Consider the following 18,508-nt stretch of genomic DNA (forward strand, 5'->3'; position numbering starts at 1 on the left):
CCGGCGCTCGATGCAGCGCCGACAGTGGCCGAGGTAACCATGCTCGTGGCAAGCTATGTGTTTACAGCCTTGGCGATATGCTGCGCCGCAGTTTATCTGTGCGCCAGGCTGCGGCTCTTTCTGACCGCGACCACGATGTTGCTGGCCTCATTGCTTCTTATTTATGGACCGGCATATCTCAGCTTCCTGCTGTCATCGGGCGAAAAGGCGATGCTGATCGCTCGATTGTCCGGCTCTGAGGGGGGCAAATCGGTCATGTACAGCATGATTCAGTCAGCCTCATCCGATTTCGGCGCAATCATCGTTGCGATGAACATCTCGATTGCTTTGATGTTCGTCGGCGTCGTTGCCGGGGTCGAAATTGTTGACCGCCTGATTCCAGGGCGGGCTGCGTCTTTAAAAATCGCATTAGCCGACTGGAATTCACAAGCCCTGAGAGACAGCGTCGGCGGGACTCGGGTGTTGCTGGTGATCGCAGTCTGTTTGACTTTGTTCCTGGCTTGGATCTCTTTCAGCGAGGGCCACCTTGGGACCATTGGATCGTTTTTGTCCATTACCGGAGACGAGGCAGCAAGGGCTGCATTCCGTCTGAACAACGGGGGGAGCCCAAACTATTTTTATCGCATTGCGTTAGGTGCAGTGGCCCCGATGTTGGTCGTATGGGGACTGCTGTCGGGCTGGGTCAACCGCTCATGGGGTCTGCTATTGGTGGCGGGCTTGCTTCTTGTTGCGGTCTTGATCGGAAAATCCGAGACCCTGAGCAAGGCGCCTCCTGCGTTTTTCCTTGTTCAGTTGATCGTGGCCGGCCTGCTTGTGTTTCGCAACAAGCTGACCTGGCGGAGCGCCCTTGTCGTCCTTTCTGCAATCATTCTGATCCTGTACGTCGTCGTCAGGCTCACGATATCCGTCTACGACAATTTCGGCGCTTTGGGATTTCTGTATTACCGGATATTTGAAGTGCCAAGCGAGTCGGCTCTCGAGACGTTCGGCGCTTTTCCGTCCAAGTATCCTCACACTTGGGGCGCGAATATCAGGCCGCTGGCAGCGATGATGGGACTTGACTACGTCCCTGCGTTTACGATCATTTCGCAGCTTTGGCACAATACCAAAGACGCCACCAGCAACGCGCTCTTCATTGCCGACGCCTGGGTCGATTTTTCGTATGGCGGTGTGATCGTATTCAGTGCGTTGGCGAGCGCTGCCTGTCGGCTGATTGACTTGATCTATCTGGTAAAGGGTAAAACCGCGGTCGGCATTGCGATGATGACTGCGGCCTTCGGTGGAGTTCTCACGCTGCTCGTGAGCGCACTCAACACCGCATTTCTATCGGGAGGATTGTTGCTTGCGCCGCTCGTCGCGGGGGGCATTGTCGGAATAATAAAAATTATGAATAGGAACTCGAGGCTGGATGCGAAACCGGCAGGAATTGGCACGTAAGGCTACTTGGCCAACACCATCAGCGACCAGCCTCCCAAAATACGGGCGGCAAGATCCGGCGAGACTTTTGATAACAGCGCGCGCGGTAGCTTCATCAGGTTGGTGCGTAACCTGCTGCTGTCAAGTTCAACTGCTCGCGCGGTGAAATCGGTGTCGATTATCTCGTAGCCGCAGTACCTGATCGTCTCGATCGCAGTTTCCTTGGTGAAATAGTGCAGGTGCCCCACGCGTCGCCGTGCGTCCAGCAGCGTATCGCTCCGCGCCACCGCAAAGACCGATAGATCGAGCGGGATGTGAAAAACCTTGTAATCCGCGTAGCTGCGGATCGATTTGATGAATCCGATATAGTCGTCGACATGCTCGAACACATCAATGCACAGCAGGGCGTCGAAGTGGACGTTTTCGTCCAGCATGTTGGTGTTGACATAGTGTACGCCGGGACGTTCGCGCTTTCGCGCCAGCTCGAAGGCTTGCCCGGACATCTCATAGCCGACGAAAGTGCTTTCGGGCAGGAGCGCCTTGAGCTGCACCAAGATCTCGCCCGCGCCGCAGCCGATTTCTGCAATCCGGGAAGGATTGAGATTGTTTCTGCGCAGGGTGCTGCATATCTTGCCGGCCTTCCAGGCTGAATCCTCGGCATGCCAGGTGGGATTGTGCGCAAGATACTCCGCGTTGGAATAGATCGACTCTGTTTCGAGCTGGTGGCCCACGGTATTCTTGCTGCTCATGCGCTATTCCGGTCTCGTATACCCGCCGCCTGAAGCGAAAACTGGCCTATTTCGCAGCAGCACATGGGGGTGTCAACTGCGGTCGCACCAATGGTCGGTTGCTGTATGTGAGCTATAGGCGCGTTGAGTGTTGTTATTCGTGTGCAGTTTGCTATCTGAGGGCATCCTTTCGTGGACCCCCTTGAATGCGGTTATTTCAGAATAGCGCTCTTTACCCATCTTACCTGCAGCATTTTGATGGTCTTGCGGCCGGGGCTGTTAGCTTCGACGATCGGCTGCGCGTATTCCTGGACGACAGGTTCGGTGTATTGCATTTCCTCCAGCCGGTCATCGATCGGTCGCCCGATGCATTTTTTACCAATGCCAATGACAAGACGCTGCAGACGTACTGGGCGCGCGAGCACGGAATGGCATCGGCGAGCGCGCCGGAGGACATTCTTCTGGCGCAGATCGAACATCACCGCGCTGACGTGTTCTACAATCTGGATCCGATCCGCTACAGCAGCAGCTTTGTTCGCAAGCTGCCCGGGTGTGTAAGGAAAGCCCTATGCTGGCGCGCTGCGCCATCGGGTGGCGTCGATCTGTCGGCCTACGATGCTGTTGTCAGTAATTTCCCCTCTATTCTTGATGACTGGCGACGGAAAGGCTGCAATGTTGCGCCGTTTTTTCCGGCGATTGATCCGCTGATGGATCAATATGGTCGCGGCGATCGACCTATCGACGTGTTGTTCGTTGGCGGTTACTCCCGACACCATTCGCGTCGTGCGGGCATTTTGGAGCGGGTCGCTGCACTTGCCGAGAGACGGAACGTGGTGTTCTGCCTTGACGCATCGCGTCTGACGCAGCTTGCCGAAACCGCGCTCGGGTTTTTGCCGCCCCTCAAGAAGCATCGCCGACCTCGCGCCATATCGAAAATTGCCAGACCACCGGTCTTCGGACGGCAGCTCTATGATCTCATCGGGCGATCCAAGATCGTGCTCAACGGAGCGATCGATATGGCGGGAGCGGATCGCGGCAATATGAGATGCTTCGAGGCCATGGGGTGCGGTGCCTTGCTGGTGTCGGATGACGGCCGGTACCCCGCGTCGATGGAACCTGGCGTCACAATCGCGACCTATGGCTCGCCCGAGGAAGCGTTTATCGTTATCGAGGAGCGTCTGGCGGACTGGGATGGATCGTCGAGGATCGCCTCGCTCGGTCGCGAAAGGGTCACCGCCGCCTACAGTAAGCCGTTGCAATGGAAGAGCTTTGTTGATCTCGTCGGGCAGTTATGATCCTGCTAATTACTCCCGGCCAATAGCGCAGTTGAACTCCATGAACCTTCATCGTCTAGCCCAGCAGATCCTGGGGCGTGCAACCTGCAGGGTCGGTGCCAGGTCGCGCCTCAGTCAAGCGGCACGCATCAAAAATGCCGCCGGCGACTCCGATCGTATTCTGATTGGCAGCGATACATTTGTGCGCGGCGAGCTGATGACGTTCGGGCACGGGGGAAGAATTGTGCTGGGCGATTGGTGCTATGTGGGAGACGGAACCCGCATTTGGTCCGCGGCATCGATCGAAATCGGACATCGCGTCTTGATTTCCCATTCCGTCAACATATTCGATAACCTCACGCATCCGCTGCAAGCCTCGCAACGACACCAGCAGGCCAGGGAAATATTCGAGCGTGGCCATCCGCGTAAGCTGGAGTTGGGCGAGCAGCCTGTCACGATTCACGACGACGCCTGGATAGGCGCGGGGGCCTTTGTGCTGCGCGGCGTCACCGTCGGGCAAGGTGCGATCGTCGCGGCCGGGGCGGTCGTGACCAGGGATGTGCCGGCGTTCTCGATCGCAGCGGGAAATCCCGCGGTCGTTGTCAGGGAGCTATCGCCCGATGAACGCTGATCCCAAGCTGTCGTCCTGGGAAGAGGCGGTCGTCTGGTTTCGAAATCAACCCGAGCAGCAGCAAGTTGCGCGCGACGCATACTACGATGACCCATTGGTGGATGCCGCGGCGCGTTACCATGCATCGGAAGAGTGGCGCGCCGTCTCCAAAATTTTGCATGGTCGTCGTGGCCGAGCGCTCGATATCGGAGCTGGCCGTGGTATCGCCAGCTACGCACTGGCCCGTGATGGTTTCGCAGTCACGGCGCTTGAGCCCGACCCGAGCAAGATTGTTGGCGCCGCGGCGATACGCATGCTCGCACGCGATGCCGGAATTGCCATTGACATCGTCGAGGAAGTTTCCGAGCGGCTGCCGTTTGCTGATGCGAGCTTCGATGTGGTGTTTGCGCGAGCGGTGCTTCATCACACGACCGATCTGGAAGGTGCATGCCGCGAAATCTATCGCGTGCTGAAACCGGGTGGCATTGCGGTTGCCGCCCGCGAACATGTCATTAGTCGTGATTCCGACCTTCAGAAGTTTCTGGACCAGCATCCGCTGCATCGGCTCTATGGCGGTGAGAACGCCTTTCGTCTTGATCGGTACGTTGGCGCGTTGCGCACTGCCGGCTTTGAGCCGCTCGAGATACTTCCGCCCCTTACAAGCCCGATCAACTTGTTTCCTTACACCATTGAGAGCTTGCGATCGGCTGTAGTCTCACGGCTTTCGGCCAAGCTTCCCCTCCCGGGCTGGCGGGCGCTCCTGAGTCGTGACCGCATATTCAGGTTCATGCTGTTGATCGCCGAACAATTCGACAACCGGCCCGGTCGACTCTATTCGTTTGTGGGGTACAAGCCGGGGCAATGAAGCCAATGTCGGCCCTCTCTCATTAAGAACTATTGCGACGTCTTGCTGGAAACGACTTCGTCGTAGATGGCCACGGCCTGTTCTGCCGATCTCTCCCAGTTGAAGAGCTGAGTGACACGTGCGCGCCCGGCATCGCCCATCGCCTTGCGGAGCGGTTGGTCGGCACACAGCCGGTCCAGCGCCGAAGCGAGTGCCGCGGGATCGCCGGGCTTCATCAATATCCCTGTGTCGGCGGAAACTTCGAATGGAATTCCGCCAATCAAGGTCGAAACAACCGGCAGGCCGCTGGCCATGGCTTCCAGAATGACAAGTGGCAGCGTATCGGCGCGCGAGGGAAAGACGAACAAGTCGACGCTCTGATAGAGCGCGCGCAATTCTTCGCGGGTGATGAAATCGGTGAATAGAATCTTTTCACTGCTGGCAGGCATGCCGTTGTCAGCAAGGAGCTGCGCATGCTCCTTCTGCGAGCGGATAGCACCGGCGACGACAGCCACAGCCTTTTCGCGCATGAGGGGCAGGGCTCTGAGCAGAACGTCCAGGCCCTTGTTTGCCGTGTGGTTACCCACATACAGCATGAGTGGACGGTCCGCCGGAAGAGCGAAGCGTGCGACCAGTCGTTGCCGCTCTGCTTCTGAAACAGGAATCGTGAAGTAGGGGTCCACGCCATTGGATACGACGCGAAGATTGCGAGGATGGACCCCCATGCCGGATAAAATGGGTTCCTCCTGGGGCGAGAGCATCAGGACTCTCGCTGCGTTCTGCGCCACGTGAACGACCGGTCGACGCACCAGCAATTCCAGCAATGGCTTTTGCCAGGCAGGGGCACCAAAGCCTTGTGAGAATTCATTGAATTCGATGAACCCGTGCGTTGAAATCACGTAGGGGATTTTTAGCTCGTCGCAGGCCCGCGCCGCAGCCTTGAGCGCACCCGGTGGATGTGGATTGTGAAAATGAACGACATCGAACTGTCCCTGGCGAAGCCATGGCTTGATATTCGCTCGCCATGCGAGAGTGACGGCTTGCCGCGGCAGCACGCGCCGCAGGGGCAGAAGGGGATTTGCTGCCTTTTGACGAACTATGCGCAGACCGTTCTCGACGGTTTCGCCGTTGTCCTCGGCCATCAGCAACAGCGCGCTGTCGATCTGCTTTGCGATTCGCTCGGTCAATTGGATCGCAGCCGATACCCCTCCGCTTGCCTTGAATGTCGGTGGTGTGATGACGACCGCGGCAACGCGCAGCTTGGTGGCCGTCACGTTAGTCCATCCTCCATCCGATTTGTCCATGCGCGATGCATGCTTTCGGCAAGCGAAATAGACGGAGCCCAGCCGGTAACTTGTTTCAGTTTCTGAGTTGACGCCTTCAGCATCGGACGATCGACAGCGCGCACACGAAGTGGGTCCTGCTGAATATCGACTGTCACTCCGGCCGCCGTCCCGATCGTCGCGACGACGTCACCCACGGAGTGCGTGTTTCCAGTGCCAAGATTCGAAATCAGCGGGCCGTCCTCGAAAGCATCGTGCCTGGCGAGGGCGCGGAATCCGTAACCAACGTCGCTGACGTCGATGTAATCCCGGTGGGGGAACAGGTTTCCCAAGGCCAGTTGGTGGTTACCGGAAGCGAGCTGGCTGATGATCGCCGGTACGAGATGCGGGTTGGTCTCACCGGGCCCGACGACGTTGAAAAGTCTGACGATGATGCCGCGGACCTTGTTTTGGTTGTGGTAATGCCTGACAAAATGCTCGCCGTGCAATTTTGTGTAGCCGTAGACATCGACCGGGCCGAGGTCTTCGTCGCGTTCCAGATGCGCGTCGGGCAATGGTCGGTAGACGGCGGCCGATGAAGCGAAGACGAACTTGGTCCCGGCCGGAGTTGCGTTCAGCAGATTGACGGTTCCCGCCACGTTGATTGCGACCGCATTCCCGGGTTCGGCTTCGCATGCTGGAATGAAATGAACTGCAGCCAAATGATAGATTATCGACGGCTGTATCTTCTTGAGCAATTCCGAAACCGCATCCGCATCCCGGATATCCTGCCGGTGCAGTACGAAAGCTTGCTCGTCCATTTGCGCCAGACGATGTTCACCGCTGGCCATATTGTCCAATACGTGAACTTCGCAATCTCGCTGGGCGATCAGCTGGCGCACCAACTCCCGGCCCACGTATCCGTTCCCGCCCGTTACCAAAACCAGACCTTTAGTCATAACAAGCGTGCCTTGGAGTGAAAAGTTTCGAATGGCTGATTGGAGCGCACTCTCTGGATAAGGAATAAACCTCTACGAGAGTCAACAGCTAAAAGTCATGCCTTCGGGGGCGTTAGCGTTCCCTGATTTGTCCCGAGCTGCGAGCGATCTCATCTGTCATCGGACACAGCAGCGTCTTTGTTCAGAAGCCGATGCATCAGTTGCCGGTATGAGTTCAACGCGGTTGGTCGTGCATAGCTACGGGCAATCTCGGTCGCCCGCCGACCCTTCTCTTGGGTATTGCCGGCGGCCGAAGCTGCAAACTCGACGGTACGAGCAATTGCGGCAGGATCTTCGGGTTGTACCACCCAGCCCAAGTCATGTTCCTGCACGAGAAGAGCAGCCTCCGCATCTGGCTCGGAGCAGATTATAACTGGTCGTCCCACAGCGAGCAGATTGTAGATCCGGCTTGGTACAGACACGCCGGTATTGTTTTTACGATACGGGATTATCCAAATGTCGGCAGCCGACAAGAATTCTTCCAGCTCCGCTTCGGGTACGCGCTCAATCAAAGTGACGTTACGCAGGGGGGTCGCCGCCTGCCTTTTCTTCAATGTGGTCCAGCCGACGCCCTCGCCCGAAAACAGGAAGTGAATGTCCGTATTGTGTTCCAGTATTCGAGCAGCTTCGAACACGGAGTTGGGGTCGTGAGTGAATCCCGCGTTTCCAGACATGGCCACCAGAAATTTGCTTCCGCAGCGGATACGAAAGGAATTTTCGGTGACAACTCGATGTTGAATAGGAAGCGTTGGCCAATTCGGGATAAAGACGATCTTGCTTGGCTGCATGCGTGGATAGGCCATCAACAGCACATTCATATCGCGCCCGATGGTGACGACAGCGTCGAGCCATTTGAACAAGACAGAGTTCGCCCAACGCATGATTTTTGTTACTATGGAGCGGGGATGCAGAATACCGGCCATGACAAGCGTGTCCGGATAGAAGTCATGAATAATAAGTGCCGCGGGGATTTTGCGGAGCCTCGCTGCTACAGTTACGGCGTACGGAACTGTGAAAGGCGTCGTAACGCAAAGGATGGCGTCCTCGCGGCGGGCGTGCTTCAGGATGGCAAAGAACACCTGTAATGCGAACAGGACTGCGGCAAGCGATCTCGAAACCAGCGCTGATTTTCCTGGCCACCAGCTCTTTATCTCAATAATTGTGGGGAAGGATGACTTCGGGGGCGCCTTCGAGTTGGAGCCGGGCGAGCCCGACAGAACGGTGACGTCGCAGTCGCGAGCCAACTCCTCGGCGATCTCAGTCATGTAGGCCGAGGTCGTACTCGGAAACGGGGCATAATGCTGGGAAACGAGTAGGATTTTCCCAGCGCTCTGCACCCGGGGGCCCGGCAGTATCGAACTGTCTGGCGCCCGATGCTGGTGCCGATTTCGCGTGAGCCCGTCGTAGAGTTCGACGACGGAGTTCCCGATGATTTTGGCTGACAGTTTTTCGACGACGAGCTTTCTCGCAGCTTGTCCGTAACGGTCGCGAAGCTGGGACGAGTTCGCCAGGCCAAGGATCGCCGCAGCAAGTGCCAATGGATCCTCGATAGGCACCAGGACGCCGGTCTGATCATGGATGACAACTTCGCGGCAGCCGGGAGCGTCGGTAGCAATCATCGCTCTGCCACAGGCTGCCGCTTCCAGCAGACTCATCGGCAGGCCTTCTCGATGCGACGGCAAGACGGCAAAATGGCAACGCTGCCAAAGCGAGACGATATCGTCGATGTGCCCAAGCCAGGTGATTCCCGGCCGCTGGCTCCATTCCTGCGCTTCTTCAACCTGGACCGAGGCGGGGTTGGCTGGATCGGGATTACCGGCAATGATCAGGTTTATATCGTGACCTTGTTCTCGCAAGATGCCGTGGGCGGCTACCAGCGCCCGAATTCCTTTGTCGGTTAACAAGCGCCCGGCGAACCCCATCGTAATTGGGCCACTCGGCTCCGGCAGTGGCTGCAACACATCAGTGTCGACGCCGGATCCGGGGATCAGGACAATTCGACCGTGCTCTATTCCAAGGCTTTCGAGAGCGGACAGATCGTCGGGATTCTGGACGAGAACAACGCTTTGCTCCCTGTTGAAGAGCCAGGGAAGGAGAGTAGCCATGCTTCGTTTCAGAAGCCGTGTTCGCCAAGTCACCGAGGTAAAGATGTAGCCCAGGCCGGTGATTGCGTTAACAAGCGGGATTCTTCTTCCCAAAGCTGCAATCGATCCATACACGCAGCATTGCAAACCGGAGTGATGAACGATCTGCGGCCTGATCTTGCTTTCAAGCCGTCGAAGCGCAGCGATGGTCGGTACTGCAGCAAATGGAGATAATCCGCCTCGGCGGAATGGGATCCGATGAAGCGTGAAGCCCTCTGCTTCTATGGCGGTTGCGCCTTTGTCGACGCGCGTAGCCACGTGCACTTCATAGCCCGCGGCGCGCGCAGCTCTCGCCATCGGCAGCCGGTTGAGCAAAAACGCGAAGTCTTCGTTTACCACGTATAACAAGCGCGGGCGCGCGGTAGTCGTTGCGAAAGCCATGCAACTCACATCGTTTGATCTGCTGTTAGAGCGGTCCCGCACCCATTCGGGCTGATACCACATTGAAATGGACATCGATGCCGTGGGCGTCGAAATGCCGTGCCACCCTACGCCGTTCGGGCTTCGAACTGAAGGGATCACGCCATCATTGTTGCCAAGGTTCGCAGATGGTATTTATCGTCTCGTTAGCGAATTGTGTCCTGCGAGGATGAAGCAGGCTTTGCTTCCTCGCCGCGTTCTGCGGCGGGCAGCTGGCGTTTCCGTTCGCGTTCCCTCATGAACTCGTCGTACTTCGCGGTGCCCGGCCGCGGTGGCGCGTCCGCCGGCACGCCTCCGGCCCAGGCCGGAATGGCGTCGCTGACCCCGGCCGAAATTTTTTCGTTGATGGTCCCGCAGCCGCTCAGGGAGCAGGCCGCGAACGCGACGGCAACGAGGACAAGGATATGGCGGGCAAGGATCGACATGGGCGGCAGGTTACAACTTAGACCTTTAAGGATGATGGATTTGAGGCCGCCTTGCGGCAGGGCACGACCTGCCGCTTATTTGTTGACACCAACATTTTATTTGTACAAATGTACAAATGGAACGAAGGCCGGAGACGGTCGGGCCGGCCGGTGGGTCTCGAAGCGGGGACGGTGTTATAATACTGCCAGCGACCTGACGCAGGGACGCCGCCGGGGAACGTGCCCGTCCAAGGAAACGCGCCCTTCGTCCGATTGACAACAAGCCGCGGTGAGACGCCATGTCGTGGCGCTACCCGGCCGAAAATTTGGGTTATGGTGAGGCAAGGGCCGGGGACTCGGCTCAAGGCACAAGACCGATCAGGGGGAGAAAATTCATGTCTATTCGTCGTCAATTGCTGCTGGCTGCAGGCGCCGTCGCCGGTGTGCTGGCTGTTATACCCGCCAAGGCGCAGGACGCCGTCAAGATCGGCCTGATCCTGCCGATGACCGGCGGGCAGGCCTCGACCGGCAAGCAGATCGACAACGCCGTCAAACTCTACATGCAGCAGAAGGGCGACACCGTCGCCGGCAGGAAGATTGAGGTCATTCTGAAGGATGACGGCGCGGTCCCCGACAACACCAAGCGCCTCGCCCAGGAGTTGATCGTCAACGACAAGGTCAGTTTCATCGCCGGCTTCGGCGTGACGCCGGCAGCCCTTGCCGCGGCGCCGCTGGCGACCCAGGCCAAGGTCCCGGAAATCGTGATGGCGGCGGGCACCTCGATCATCACCGAGCGTTCGCCCTATATCGTGCGCACCAGCTTTACGCTGGCGCAATCGTCGACGATCATCGGTGATTGGGCCGCCAAGAACGGCATCAAGAAGGTCGCGACGCTGACCTCCGACTACGCGCCCGGCAACGATGCGCTGAACTTCTTCAAGCAGAACTTCACCGCCGGCGGCGGCGAGATCGTCGAAGAGGTCAAGGTGCCCCTGCAAAATCCGGACTTCGCGCCGTTCCTGCAGCGCATGAAGGATGCCAAGCCGGATGCCGTGTTCGTGTTCGTGCCGGCAGGGCAGGGCGGCAACTTCATGAAGCAATATGCCGAGCGCGGCCTCGACAAGGCGGGCATCAAGGTGATCGGCCCCGGCGACGTGATGGATGACGATCTGCTCAACGGCATGGGCGATGCGGCGCTCGGCACCGTCACCGCGCATCTGTACTCCGCCGCGCATCCGTCCGCGATGAACAAGGATTTTGTCGCAGCCTACAAGAAGGCCTATAACCAGCGCCCAGGCTTCATGGCGGTGGGCGGCTATGACGGCATCCATTTGATCTATGAGGCGCTGAAGAAGACCGGCGGCAAGACCGACGGCGATGCGCTGATCGAGGCGATGAAGGGCTTGAAGTGGGAGAGCCCGCGCGGCCCGATCTCGATCGATCCGGAAACCCGCGACATCGTGCAGAACATCTACATCCGCAAGGTCGAGAAGGTCGACGGTGAACTCTACAACGTCGAATTCGCGACCTTCGAGGCAGTCAAGGATTCCGGCAAGACGAAGAAGTGACCGAAGGTCATCCCGGGGCGCGCGCGAGCGCGAACCCGGGATCTCGAGATTGTAGCGCGAGATTCCGGGTTCAGCGCTGTGCGCTGCCCCGGAATGACGACATCTCCCAAAGGCTCTAGAGCTTTCACCTGAATGACCACGCTCTTCACCATCCTGTTCGACGGCGTCGCCTACGGCATGCTGCTGTTCGTGCTGGCCTGCGGGCTGGCCGTGACGCTGGGGCTGATGAACTTCGTCAACCTCGCCCATGGCGCGTTCGCGATGACCGGCGGCTATGTCTGCGCCGTTCTGGTCAACAATTCCGGCTGGCCGTTCTTTGCGGCGCTGCCGCTCGCCTTCGTCGTCAGCGCCGTGATCGGCGTGGCGCTGGAGCGCACGCTCTACCGCCATCTCTACACACGAAGCCATCTCGACCAGGTGCTGTTCACGATCGGCCTCACCTTCATGTCGGTGGCGGCGGTCGATTACATCATGGGATCGTCGCGCATCTTCATCAAGCTGCCGGCGGCGCTCGAGGGCCAGTTCGATTTCTTCGGCGTCGGCATCGGCCGCTACCGGCTGATGATCATCGTGATCTGCGGCCTGCTCACGGTTGGGCTGCAATTGATCCTGGCGAAAACCCGGTTTGGCAGCCGTTTGCGCGCGGCGGTCGATGATCCCCGTGCCGCCAGCGGCCTCGGCATCAACGTGCCGCAGGTGTTTGCCTTTACCTTCGCCTTCGGTTGCGGGCTTGCCGGTCTGGGCGGCGCGCTCAGCGCCGAAATTCTCGGCCTCGATCCGTATTTTCCGCTCAAGTTCATGATCTACTTTTTGATCGTGGTCACCGTCGGTGGCTCCTCCAGCATCACCGGGCCGTTTCTGGCTTCGCTGCTGCTCGGCATCGGCGACGTCGCCGGCAAATATTACGTGCCCAAGATGGGTCCATTCGTCATCTACACCATCATGATCGTGATCCTGATCTGGCGCCCGAACGGTCTGTTCGGCCGCACCGCGGCGCGGTGAGCCGATATGAACGCGCTTCCCGAAGTCTCGTCTCATGCCATGGCCCGCTCCCGCTGGCGCGGAGGCGAAATCGCGTTCTGGGTTCTGGTGCTGGCCTGCGCATTCCTGTTTCCGTCGCGCTATCTGATCATGACGGACATCCTGCGGCTGGCACTGTTCGCGCTGTCGCTCGATCTGATCCTTGGCTATGCCGGTATCGTGTCGCTCGGCCATGCCGCTTTCTTCGGCGTCGGCGCCTATTGCGCCGGGCTGCTGGCGCTCCATGGCATCATCACCGAACCGGTGATTGCATTGGTCGCGGCCGGCCTCGTTGCCATGGTGCTCGGCTTTCTCACCAGTTTCCTGGTGATCCGCGGCGTCGACCTGACGCGGTTGATGGTGACGCTCGGGATCGCGTTGCTGCTGGAGGCGCTGGGTGAGCGTTTCTCCAACATCACCGGCGGCACCGACGGCCTGCAGGGCATCGAGATGGCGCCGATCCTTGGTACGTTTGCCTTCGACATGTTCGGCAAGACCGGCTTCTTCTACTCGCTGATCGTGCTGTTCCTGCTGTTCCTGCTCGCGCGCCGGGTGGTGAACTCGCCATTCGGCCTGTCGCTGCGCGCGATCAAGAACAATCCGCTGCGGGCGTCCGCCATCGGCGTGCCGGTCAACCGCCGCCTGATCGCGATCTATACGCTGGCCGCGTTCTACGCCGGCATTGCCGGCGCGCTGTTCACCCAGACCACGGCGCTGGCCTCGCTCGACGTGTTCGCGTTCGAAAAATCGGCCGATCTGATGCTGGTGCTCGTGCTCGGCGGCACCGGCTATCTCTATGGCGGCCTGATCGGCGCGGTCGTGTTCAAGATGCTGCAGGAATTCTTCTCCACCATCACGCCGCAGTACTGGCTGTTCTGGATCGGCCTCGTGCTGGTCGTGATCGTGCTGGTCGGCCGTGACCGCATGCATCGCTGGGCGTTGTGGCTGCCGAACCTCGTGATCCGGAAAATCGCCGGGCGCAAAGCCGTCGTTGCCGTTCCCGAAAGTGACGCGCCATGACGATCGCGCTGGAAACCAAAGGACTGGAAAAATCATTCGGCGGCCTGCGGGTCACGCGCGATCTGTCGCTGCGGGTCGAGCAGGGCGCCCGCCATGCCCTGATCGGGCCGAACGGCGCCGGCAAGACCACGGTCATCAACCTGCTCACCGGCGTGCTGCAGCCAAATGCCGGGCGCATCCTGCTCGAAGGCAGCGACATCACCGATCTGCCTGTGCACAAGCGGGTGCTGCGCGGCTTGTCGCGCACCTTCCAGATCAACCAGCTCTATGCCGATCTGACGCCGCTGGAGACCATCGGGCTTGCGGTGTCCGAACGGCTCGGCCGCGGCGGCGACTGGTGGCGGCGGATGGGAACGCGGGGCGATGTCAACCAGGAGGTCGCCGAGACGCTGTCGCGCTTTCACCTGCTCGACGTCATGAACGAGCTCACCGCGACGCTGCCATACGGCAAGCAGCGCCTGCTCGAGATCGCGGTCGCGATCGCGACCAAGCCGCGGGTGCTGCTGCTCGACGAGCCCGCCGCCGGCGTGCCCGAGAGCGAGCGCCACGATATTCTGGCGGCGGTCGCAGCGCTGCCGCGCGACGTTACGGTCCTTCTGATCGAGCACGACATGGATCTGGTGTTTTCGTTCGCCGACCGGATTTCGGTGCTGGTCAACGGCGCCATGCTGGTCGAGGGTCCGCCGGACGAGGTGGCACGCGATCCCCAGGTCAAGGCGGTCTATCTCGGCGAGGCTGCCGATGTCTGATCTTCTAGCCATCAACGGCCTGCGCGCCGGCTACGGTGAGGCGGTGGTGTTGCCCGGCATGTCGCTGACACTGGGCGAAGGCCAGGTGCTGGCGCTGCTCGGCCGCAACGGCACCGGCAAGACGACGCTGATCAACTCGATCGTCGGGATCACGCGCCGTTTCGGCGGCACCGTCGCGCTTGGCGGGGTGGATATCACGCCGATGCGGCCGGACCAGCGGGCGCGGGCCGGGATCGGCTGGGTGCCGCAGGAGCGCAACATCTTCCGCTCGCTGACGGTGGAAGAGAACATGACCGCGGTGGCCCAGCCCGGCCCATGGACCGTCGACAGGGTTTACGAAATGTTTCCGCGGCTGAAGGAACGCCGCAGTAATTTCGGCAACCAGCTCTCCGGCGGCGAGCAGCAGATGCTGGCGATCGGCCGGGCGCTGACGCTCAATCCGAAGGTGCTGCTGCTGGACGAGCCGACCGAGGGGCTGGCGCCCATCATCGTCGAGGAGCTGCTGCGGGCGCTCGGCACCATTACCCGCGCCGGGGGCATCTGCTCGATTATTGTCGAGCAGAATGCCCAAAAGATTCTGGGGTTGGCCGACCGGGTTGTGATATTGGAACGCGGCGCGATCGTGCATGATGCGGCTTCCAGCGTGTTGAAGGCCGATCCCGCGGTGCTCGAACGCTATCTCGGCGTCGCCGGCGCCGCACATTAGATTTCTTTCTTTGGGAGTAAGACCATGCAGCGAACCAAAGCCCCGTTCCGTGCCGACGAGGTCGGCAGCCTGTTGCGGCCGCAGCGCATCAAGGAGGCGCGCGCAAAACTGGAGAAGGGTGAGATCACGGCCGAGGACCTGCGCAAGGCCGAGGACATGGAAATCGAAAAGGTCGTGCACAAGCAGGCCTCGCTCGGCCTCAAGCTCGCGACCGACGGCGAGTTCCGCCGCTCCTGGTGGCATTTCGATTTTCTGAGCCATTTGACCGGCTGCGAATTGTACCACCCTGATCAGGGCATCCAGTTCGCCGGCGTCCAGACCCGGCATGACGCCATCCGCGTCATCGGCAAGCTCGACTTCCCCGACAACCATCCGATGCTCGATCACTTCAAGTTCCTGAAGAAGCATTGCGACACCGCGCATGTCACCGCGAAGATGACGATCCCGTCGCCCGCGGTGTTGCATTTCCGCGGCGGCCGCAAGGCGATCTCCAAGGACGTCTATCCCGATCTGGAAACCTTCTTCGAGGATCTCGGCAAGACCTACCGCAAGGCGGTGAAGGCGTTCTACGACGCCGGCTGCCGCTATCTGCAGTTCGACGACACCGTGTGGGCCTATCTGTGCTCGCCGGACGAGTTGCAGAAGGCGCGCGAGCGCGGCGACAATCCCGACGGCCTGCAGGAGATCTATGCCCGCGTCATCAACTACGCGCTGGCCGAGCGGCCGGCCGACATGATCGTCACCACCCATGTCTGCCGCGGCAATTTCCGCTCCACCTGGATTTCCTCCGGCGGCTACGAACCGGTGGCGGAGACCATGCTGGCCGGCACCAATTACGACGGCTATTTCCTGGAATATGATTCCGACCGCGCCGGCGGCTTCGAGCCGCTGCGTTATCTGCCGAAGGGCAACAAGGTGGTCGTGGTCGGCGTCATCACCTCGAAGTTCGGCGAGCTCGAGAACAAGGAAGACATCAAGCGCCGGCTGTTGGAGGCCGCGAAATTTGCGCCGCTTGAGCAGCTCGCGGTATCGCCGCAATGCGGCTTCGCCTCGACCGAGGAAGGCAACATCCTGTCCGAGGAAGAGCAGTGGGCCAAGCTGAAGCTCGCGGTCGATGTCGCCAACGAGGTGTGGGGGAAGTAGGTTCATAACTCCGCGTCGTCCCGGCTCTCTAAATCCGTCGTCCCGGCCTTGAGCCGGGACCCATACGCCGCGGCCTATCGGTGAGAACGCTGGCGTTAGAGACCTTCTTTGACAATAACTGCCGCGGCGTATGGGTCCCGGGTCAAGCCCGGGACGACGGCCGTGTTTGTTGTTGAAGCGTGGTCTAAACGCAGTTTCGCATTCTCGCGACGCATTGCGCCCGAGCTTTGCCAGAAACTTCCCGCCCTCTTCAAACAGAGGGCGCAGGGAAGACCGGGTGCGCGCTGCACCCGCGGTCTCGCGTGCGGTTTGCACAAAACAAAGTGCACACGAGCATACAGGGCAGCGGAGAACACCCGGCCTTCCCTGCGCAATGGCTTTACGGCTTATGCCGTGCTCTCCCCGGAGACGAGTTCTTGGTTGACTCCGTCGCTGCCGTTCCCGCTTGCGCTTCTCCAACAGCTTGACGCCTGCAACGGGCGCCAGGACCACACGGTTTTGCCGTACGCTTATCCACGCCGTCGTCGAGGCGTAAACCAGCGTCCACCGCAACCCGTCCAACGTCCGTGACGACGGCCGACGCCCTCTGAGTGGGACGGGATGGGCCTAGATGTGCCCCTGATTTGGGTCGAAGGAAAGGAGAATATTTTTGATTTTCAGAAATTTATGACTTGACATCATTTCTGATAATCGCAACTGATTTGCCCGTCGGGTCGTTTTGTCGCGCCTGCTGTGCCCGTCCGCGGGCATAGGCCTCCCAAATGGAACCGGCGGCCATTCAGAAAGTTTACATGGGGTGGAGGACACCATGCGCAAAGTCTTCTCACTGTTGGACGACGAACAGCGGCAGGCTCTCATTGAGGTTGTTGACCTCGGCACGGCCGTTGCTTCAGCCGGGCTGATCGTGTCGCTCCTCAACGTGTTCGTCGATCTGGTGACGTGAACCGCCTGAGCCATCGGGTGGGTGGGAGTTTCTGGTTAGCCCGCTTCGAGGGCCGGAACGATTCGTGCTTTCGGTTTGAACCTGGAGGTGCGTTATGAAACACGATCTGATTCATGAGGACGCTGCGAGAGAAGCGCTGCCGACCGAGAAAGAGCGGAACTACGGGATGCTGACCGCTGGGGTTATGGCCCTGGTGGCTGTTGGAATGGCAATCTACTGGATTGTGTAGAGCCTGCCGGATTTCCCAAAGCGCCGGCGTCAGGAGATATCGCGAGGAAGTTTCCAATCGGGCCGCGGGTCGCAGGGCTCTTCGACCCTGGCGACGTGATAACCGCTCGGAATCACTTGGCCGCCTTCCTCATCCGCAACCGGAACGTCCGTCACAAGCCCCTCTATCAGGGCTGCTTCCCAGACCTCTTTCTCGGTAGGGAAGGCACTTCCGATCTGCTTGTCGCCTTCAAATAGCGCATACATCGGGCCTCCTAACCAAAACCCCGCCAGCTACACGTGTAACTGACGGGGCTTTTGAGATGATATTTCCGGTGGATTTCTCCCTCGTTGTATCACTCGAACAATCAACGTGCCCGGAGAAAAGTCGTTCCTATGTTCCTGCCGATTCTTTTTGTGGCTGGAAGCGGACATCGAGCGGGGAACCAGGGCAATTGAGAGGCCGTTTGTTTCGGTACGCGCAACGCACGAGTGTGCTTTGGGGGCTCCGGAGAAACGCCATGATCCGTAAATTAGCTTCGGGCGAATACCGGCTCTATTCCCGCAAGATCAATCCCAAGACCGGGAAGAGACGCAATCTCGGCACCTTCAAGTCCCGCGCCGCGGCTGAAAAACATGAACGCGAAGTTCAGTATTTCAAGAGGCATTAAGCACGGAAGCATCGATAGGAACTCTCCAGCACCGATGGTGTTTTTGCATCAACCAACGAAGGAGGGATCATGCCGCGCGGCGACAAATCTGCCTATACCGACAAGCAAAAGCGTCAGGCCGAGCACATCGAGGAGGGCTACGAGCAGCGCGGCGTCTCCCACGACGAAGCCGAGCGTCGGGCCTGGGCTACCGTGAACGCTGAAACCCATGGCGGCAAAAAGAGCGGGTCCGGGCGAGGCAAGAAGGTGGACCACGCCCCGTCCCGCAAGGGCGGCAAGCTCGGTGGAAAGGCCGCCGCCAAACGCCCGGCGGCGGAACGTTCCCGGTCGGCGAAGACGGCGGCACAGACCCGTAAACGACGTGCAGCTTAAGGAGGCGAG

At 59.7% G+C, this 18,508-nt stretch carries 20 protein-coding genes and 1 pseudogene; 14 read left to right on the forward strand and 7 right to left on the reverse strand.

What is annotated here, in order from left to right:
* Positions 1-24 precede the first annotated feature (24 nt).
* The gene (locus JQ611_RS17925) at positions 25-1,437 is read left to right on the forward strand and encodes a hypothetical protein (protein ID WP_212466139.1); all 1,413 of its coding nucleotides are present in this window, start codon (positions 25-27) and stop codon (positions 1,435-1,437) included.
* Between the two features lie 2 nt (positions 1,438-1,439).
* Here JQ611_RS17925 and JQ611_RS17930 read toward each other — a convergent pair whose 3' ends face one another.
* Entirely contained in the window at positions 1,440-2,165 is a 726-nt protein-coding gene (locus JQ611_RS17930; protein WP_212390923.1) for a bifunctional 2-polyprenyl-6-hydroxyphenol methylase/3-demethylubiquinol 3-O-methyltransferase UbiG, read from the reverse strand.
* Positions 2,166-2,350: 185 nt separating this feature from the next.
* On the opposite strand from JQ611_RS17930, the gene JQ611_RS17935 reads away from it, so the two are divergent.
* Genes JQ611_RS17935 through JQ611_RS17945 form a run of 3 tightly spaced genes read left to right on the forward strand, consistent with a single transcriptional unit; the run spans position 2,351 to position 4,893 of the window.
* Positions 2,351-3,439 carry a glycosyltransferase gene (locus tag JQ611_RS17935; protein ID WP_212466140.1) on the forward strand — a complete coding sequence of 363 codons (1,089 nt, stop codon included), beginning with the start codon at positions 2,351-2,353 and terminating at the stop codon, positions 3,437-3,439.
* Positions 3,440-3,479: 40 nt separating this feature from the next.
* Positions 3,480-4,049, forward strand: coding sequence for a DapH/DapD/GlmU-related protein (locus JQ611_RS17940; RefSeq protein ID WP_212264012.1), 570 nt, complete (start codon positions 3,480-3,482; stop codon positions 4,047-4,049).
* The gene (locus JQ611_RS17945) at positions 4,039-4,893 is read left to right on the forward strand and encodes a class I SAM-dependent methyltransferase (RefSeq protein WP_212466141.1); all 855 of its coding nucleotides are present in this window, start codon (positions 4,039-4,041) and stop codon (positions 4,891-4,893) included. Before JQ611_RS17940 ends, JQ611_RS17945 begins: the two co-directional genes overlap by 11 nt.
* A 29-nt stretch (positions 4,894-4,922) precedes the next feature.
* Here JQ611_RS17945 and JQ611_RS17950 read toward each other — a convergent pair whose 3' ends face one another.
* From JQ611_RS17950 to JQ611_RS17970, 5 genes and pseudogenes are all read right to left on the reverse strand, one after another.
* Positions 4,923-6,146, reverse strand: coding sequence for a glycosyltransferase family 4 protein (locus JQ611_RS17950; RefSeq protein ID WP_212466142.1), 1,224 nt, complete (start codon positions 6,144-6,146; stop codon positions 4,923-4,925).
* Positions 6,143-7,093, reverse strand: a complete 951-nt coding sequence (locus JQ611_RS17955) for an NAD(P)-dependent oxidoreductase (RefSeq protein WP_212466143.1) — start codon at positions 7,091-7,093, stop codon at positions 6,143-6,145. The genes JQ611_RS17950 and JQ611_RS17955 overlap by 4 nt, the downstream gene beginning before the upstream one ends.
* A 149-nt stretch (positions 7,094-7,242) precedes the next feature.
* A complete protein-coding gene (locus JQ611_RS17960) occupies positions 7,243-8,397 on the reverse strand; it encodes a glycosyltransferase family 4 protein (RefSeq protein WP_212264013.1) in 1,155 nt (384 codons plus the stop codon).
* 126 nt (positions 8,398-8,523) lie between these two features.
* A pseudogene (locus JQ611_RS17965) lies at positions 8,524-9,657 on the reverse strand (glycosyltransferase family 4 protein); the annotation flags it as partial.
* A gap of 185 nt (positions 9,658-9,842) precedes the next feature.
* On the reverse strand, positions 9,843-10,121 hold the full coding sequence (locus JQ611_RS17970) for a hypothetical protein (RefSeq protein ID WP_212466144.1): 279 nt from the start codon (positions 10,119-10,121) through the stop codon (positions 9,843-9,845).
* A 374-nt stretch (positions 10,122-10,495) separates the two neighbouring features.
* On the opposite strand from JQ611_RS17970, the gene JQ611_RS17975 reads away from it, so the two are divergent.
* From JQ611_RS17975 to JQ611_RS42485, 8 genes are all read left to right on the forward strand, one after another.
* On the forward strand, positions 10,496-11,668 hold the full coding sequence (locus tag JQ611_RS17975) for an ABC transporter substrate-binding protein (RefSeq protein WP_212466145.1): 1,173 nt from the start codon (positions 10,496-10,498) through the stop codon (positions 11,666-11,668).
* Positions 11,669-11,800: 132 nt separating this feature from the next.
* Positions 11,801-12,670: a branched-chain amino acid ABC transporter permease gene (locus JQ611_RS17980; RefSeq protein WP_212263988.1), complete on the forward strand. Its 870-nt coding sequence runs from the start codon at positions 11,801-11,803 to the stop codon at positions 12,668-12,670.
* A 6-nt stretch (positions 12,671-12,676) separates the two neighbouring features.
* Positions 12,677-13,708: a branched-chain amino acid ABC transporter permease gene (locus JQ611_RS17985; protein WP_212466146.1), complete on the forward strand. Its 1,032-nt coding sequence runs from the start codon at positions 12,677-12,679 to the stop codon at positions 13,706-13,708.
* Positions 13,705-14,457 carry an ABC transporter ATP-binding protein gene (locus JQ611_RS17990; protein WP_212466147.1) on the forward strand — a complete coding sequence of 251 codons (753 nt, stop codon included), beginning with the start codon at positions 13,705-13,707 and terminating at the stop codon, positions 14,455-14,457. The genes JQ611_RS17985 and JQ611_RS17990 overlap by 4 nt, the downstream gene beginning before the upstream one ends.
* A complete protein-coding gene (locus JQ611_RS17995; RefSeq protein WP_212466148.1) occupies positions 14,450-15,163 on the forward strand; it encodes an ABC transporter ATP-binding protein in 714 nt (237 codons plus the stop codon). Before JQ611_RS17990 ends, JQ611_RS17995 begins: the two co-directional genes overlap by 8 nt.
* Positions 15,164-15,187: 24 nt before the next feature.
* Positions 15,188-16,306 (forward strand): cobalamin-independent methionine synthase II family protein, encoded by a 1,119-nt coding sequence (locus JQ611_RS18000; protein ID WP_212390917.1) that lies wholly within the window; start codon positions 15,188-15,190, stop codon positions 16,304-16,306.
* Positions 16,307-17,114: 808 nt separating this feature from the next.
* The gene (locus tag JQ611_RS42480) at positions 17,115-17,249 is read left to right on the forward strand and encodes a hypothetical protein (RefSeq protein WP_283813474.1); all 135 of its coding nucleotides are present in this window, start codon (positions 17,115-17,117) and stop codon (positions 17,247-17,249) included.
* Between the two features lie 94 nt (positions 17,250-17,343).
* Positions 17,344-17,478 (forward strand): hypothetical protein, encoded by a 135-nt coding sequence (locus JQ611_RS42485; RefSeq protein ID WP_283813475.1) that lies wholly within the window; start codon positions 17,344-17,346, stop codon positions 17,476-17,478.
* A 29-nt stretch (positions 17,479-17,507) separates the two neighbouring features.
* Here the strand turns inward: JQ611_RS42485 and JQ611_RS18005 are convergent, their stop codons facing one another.
* Positions 17,508-17,723, reverse strand: coding sequence for a hypothetical protein (locus tag JQ611_RS18005; RefSeq protein ID WP_212269564.1), 216 nt, complete (start codon positions 17,721-17,723; stop codon positions 17,508-17,510).
* Between the two features lie 254 nt (positions 17,724-17,977).
* Here JQ611_RS18005 and JQ611_RS18010 point away from each other — a divergent pair, with 254 nt between their 5' ends.
* Complete coding sequence (locus tag JQ611_RS18010) at positions 17,978-18,127, forward strand: hypothetical protein (protein ID WP_212392338.1); 150 nt, start codon at positions 17,978-17,980, stop codon at positions 18,125-18,127.
* A gap of 69 nt (positions 18,128-18,196) precedes the next feature.
* A complete protein-coding gene (locus JQ611_RS18015) occupies positions 18,197-18,499 on the forward strand; it encodes a plasmid stabilization protein (protein WP_212269566.1) in 303 nt (100 codons plus the stop codon).
* Positions 18,500-18,508: the final 9 nt, after the last annotated feature.

This window comes from Bradyrhizobium sp. AUGA SZCCT0182, assembly GCF_018130185.1.
GTDB lineage: Bacteria > Pseudomonadota > Alphaproteobacteria > Rhizobiales > Xanthobacteraceae > Bradyrhizobium.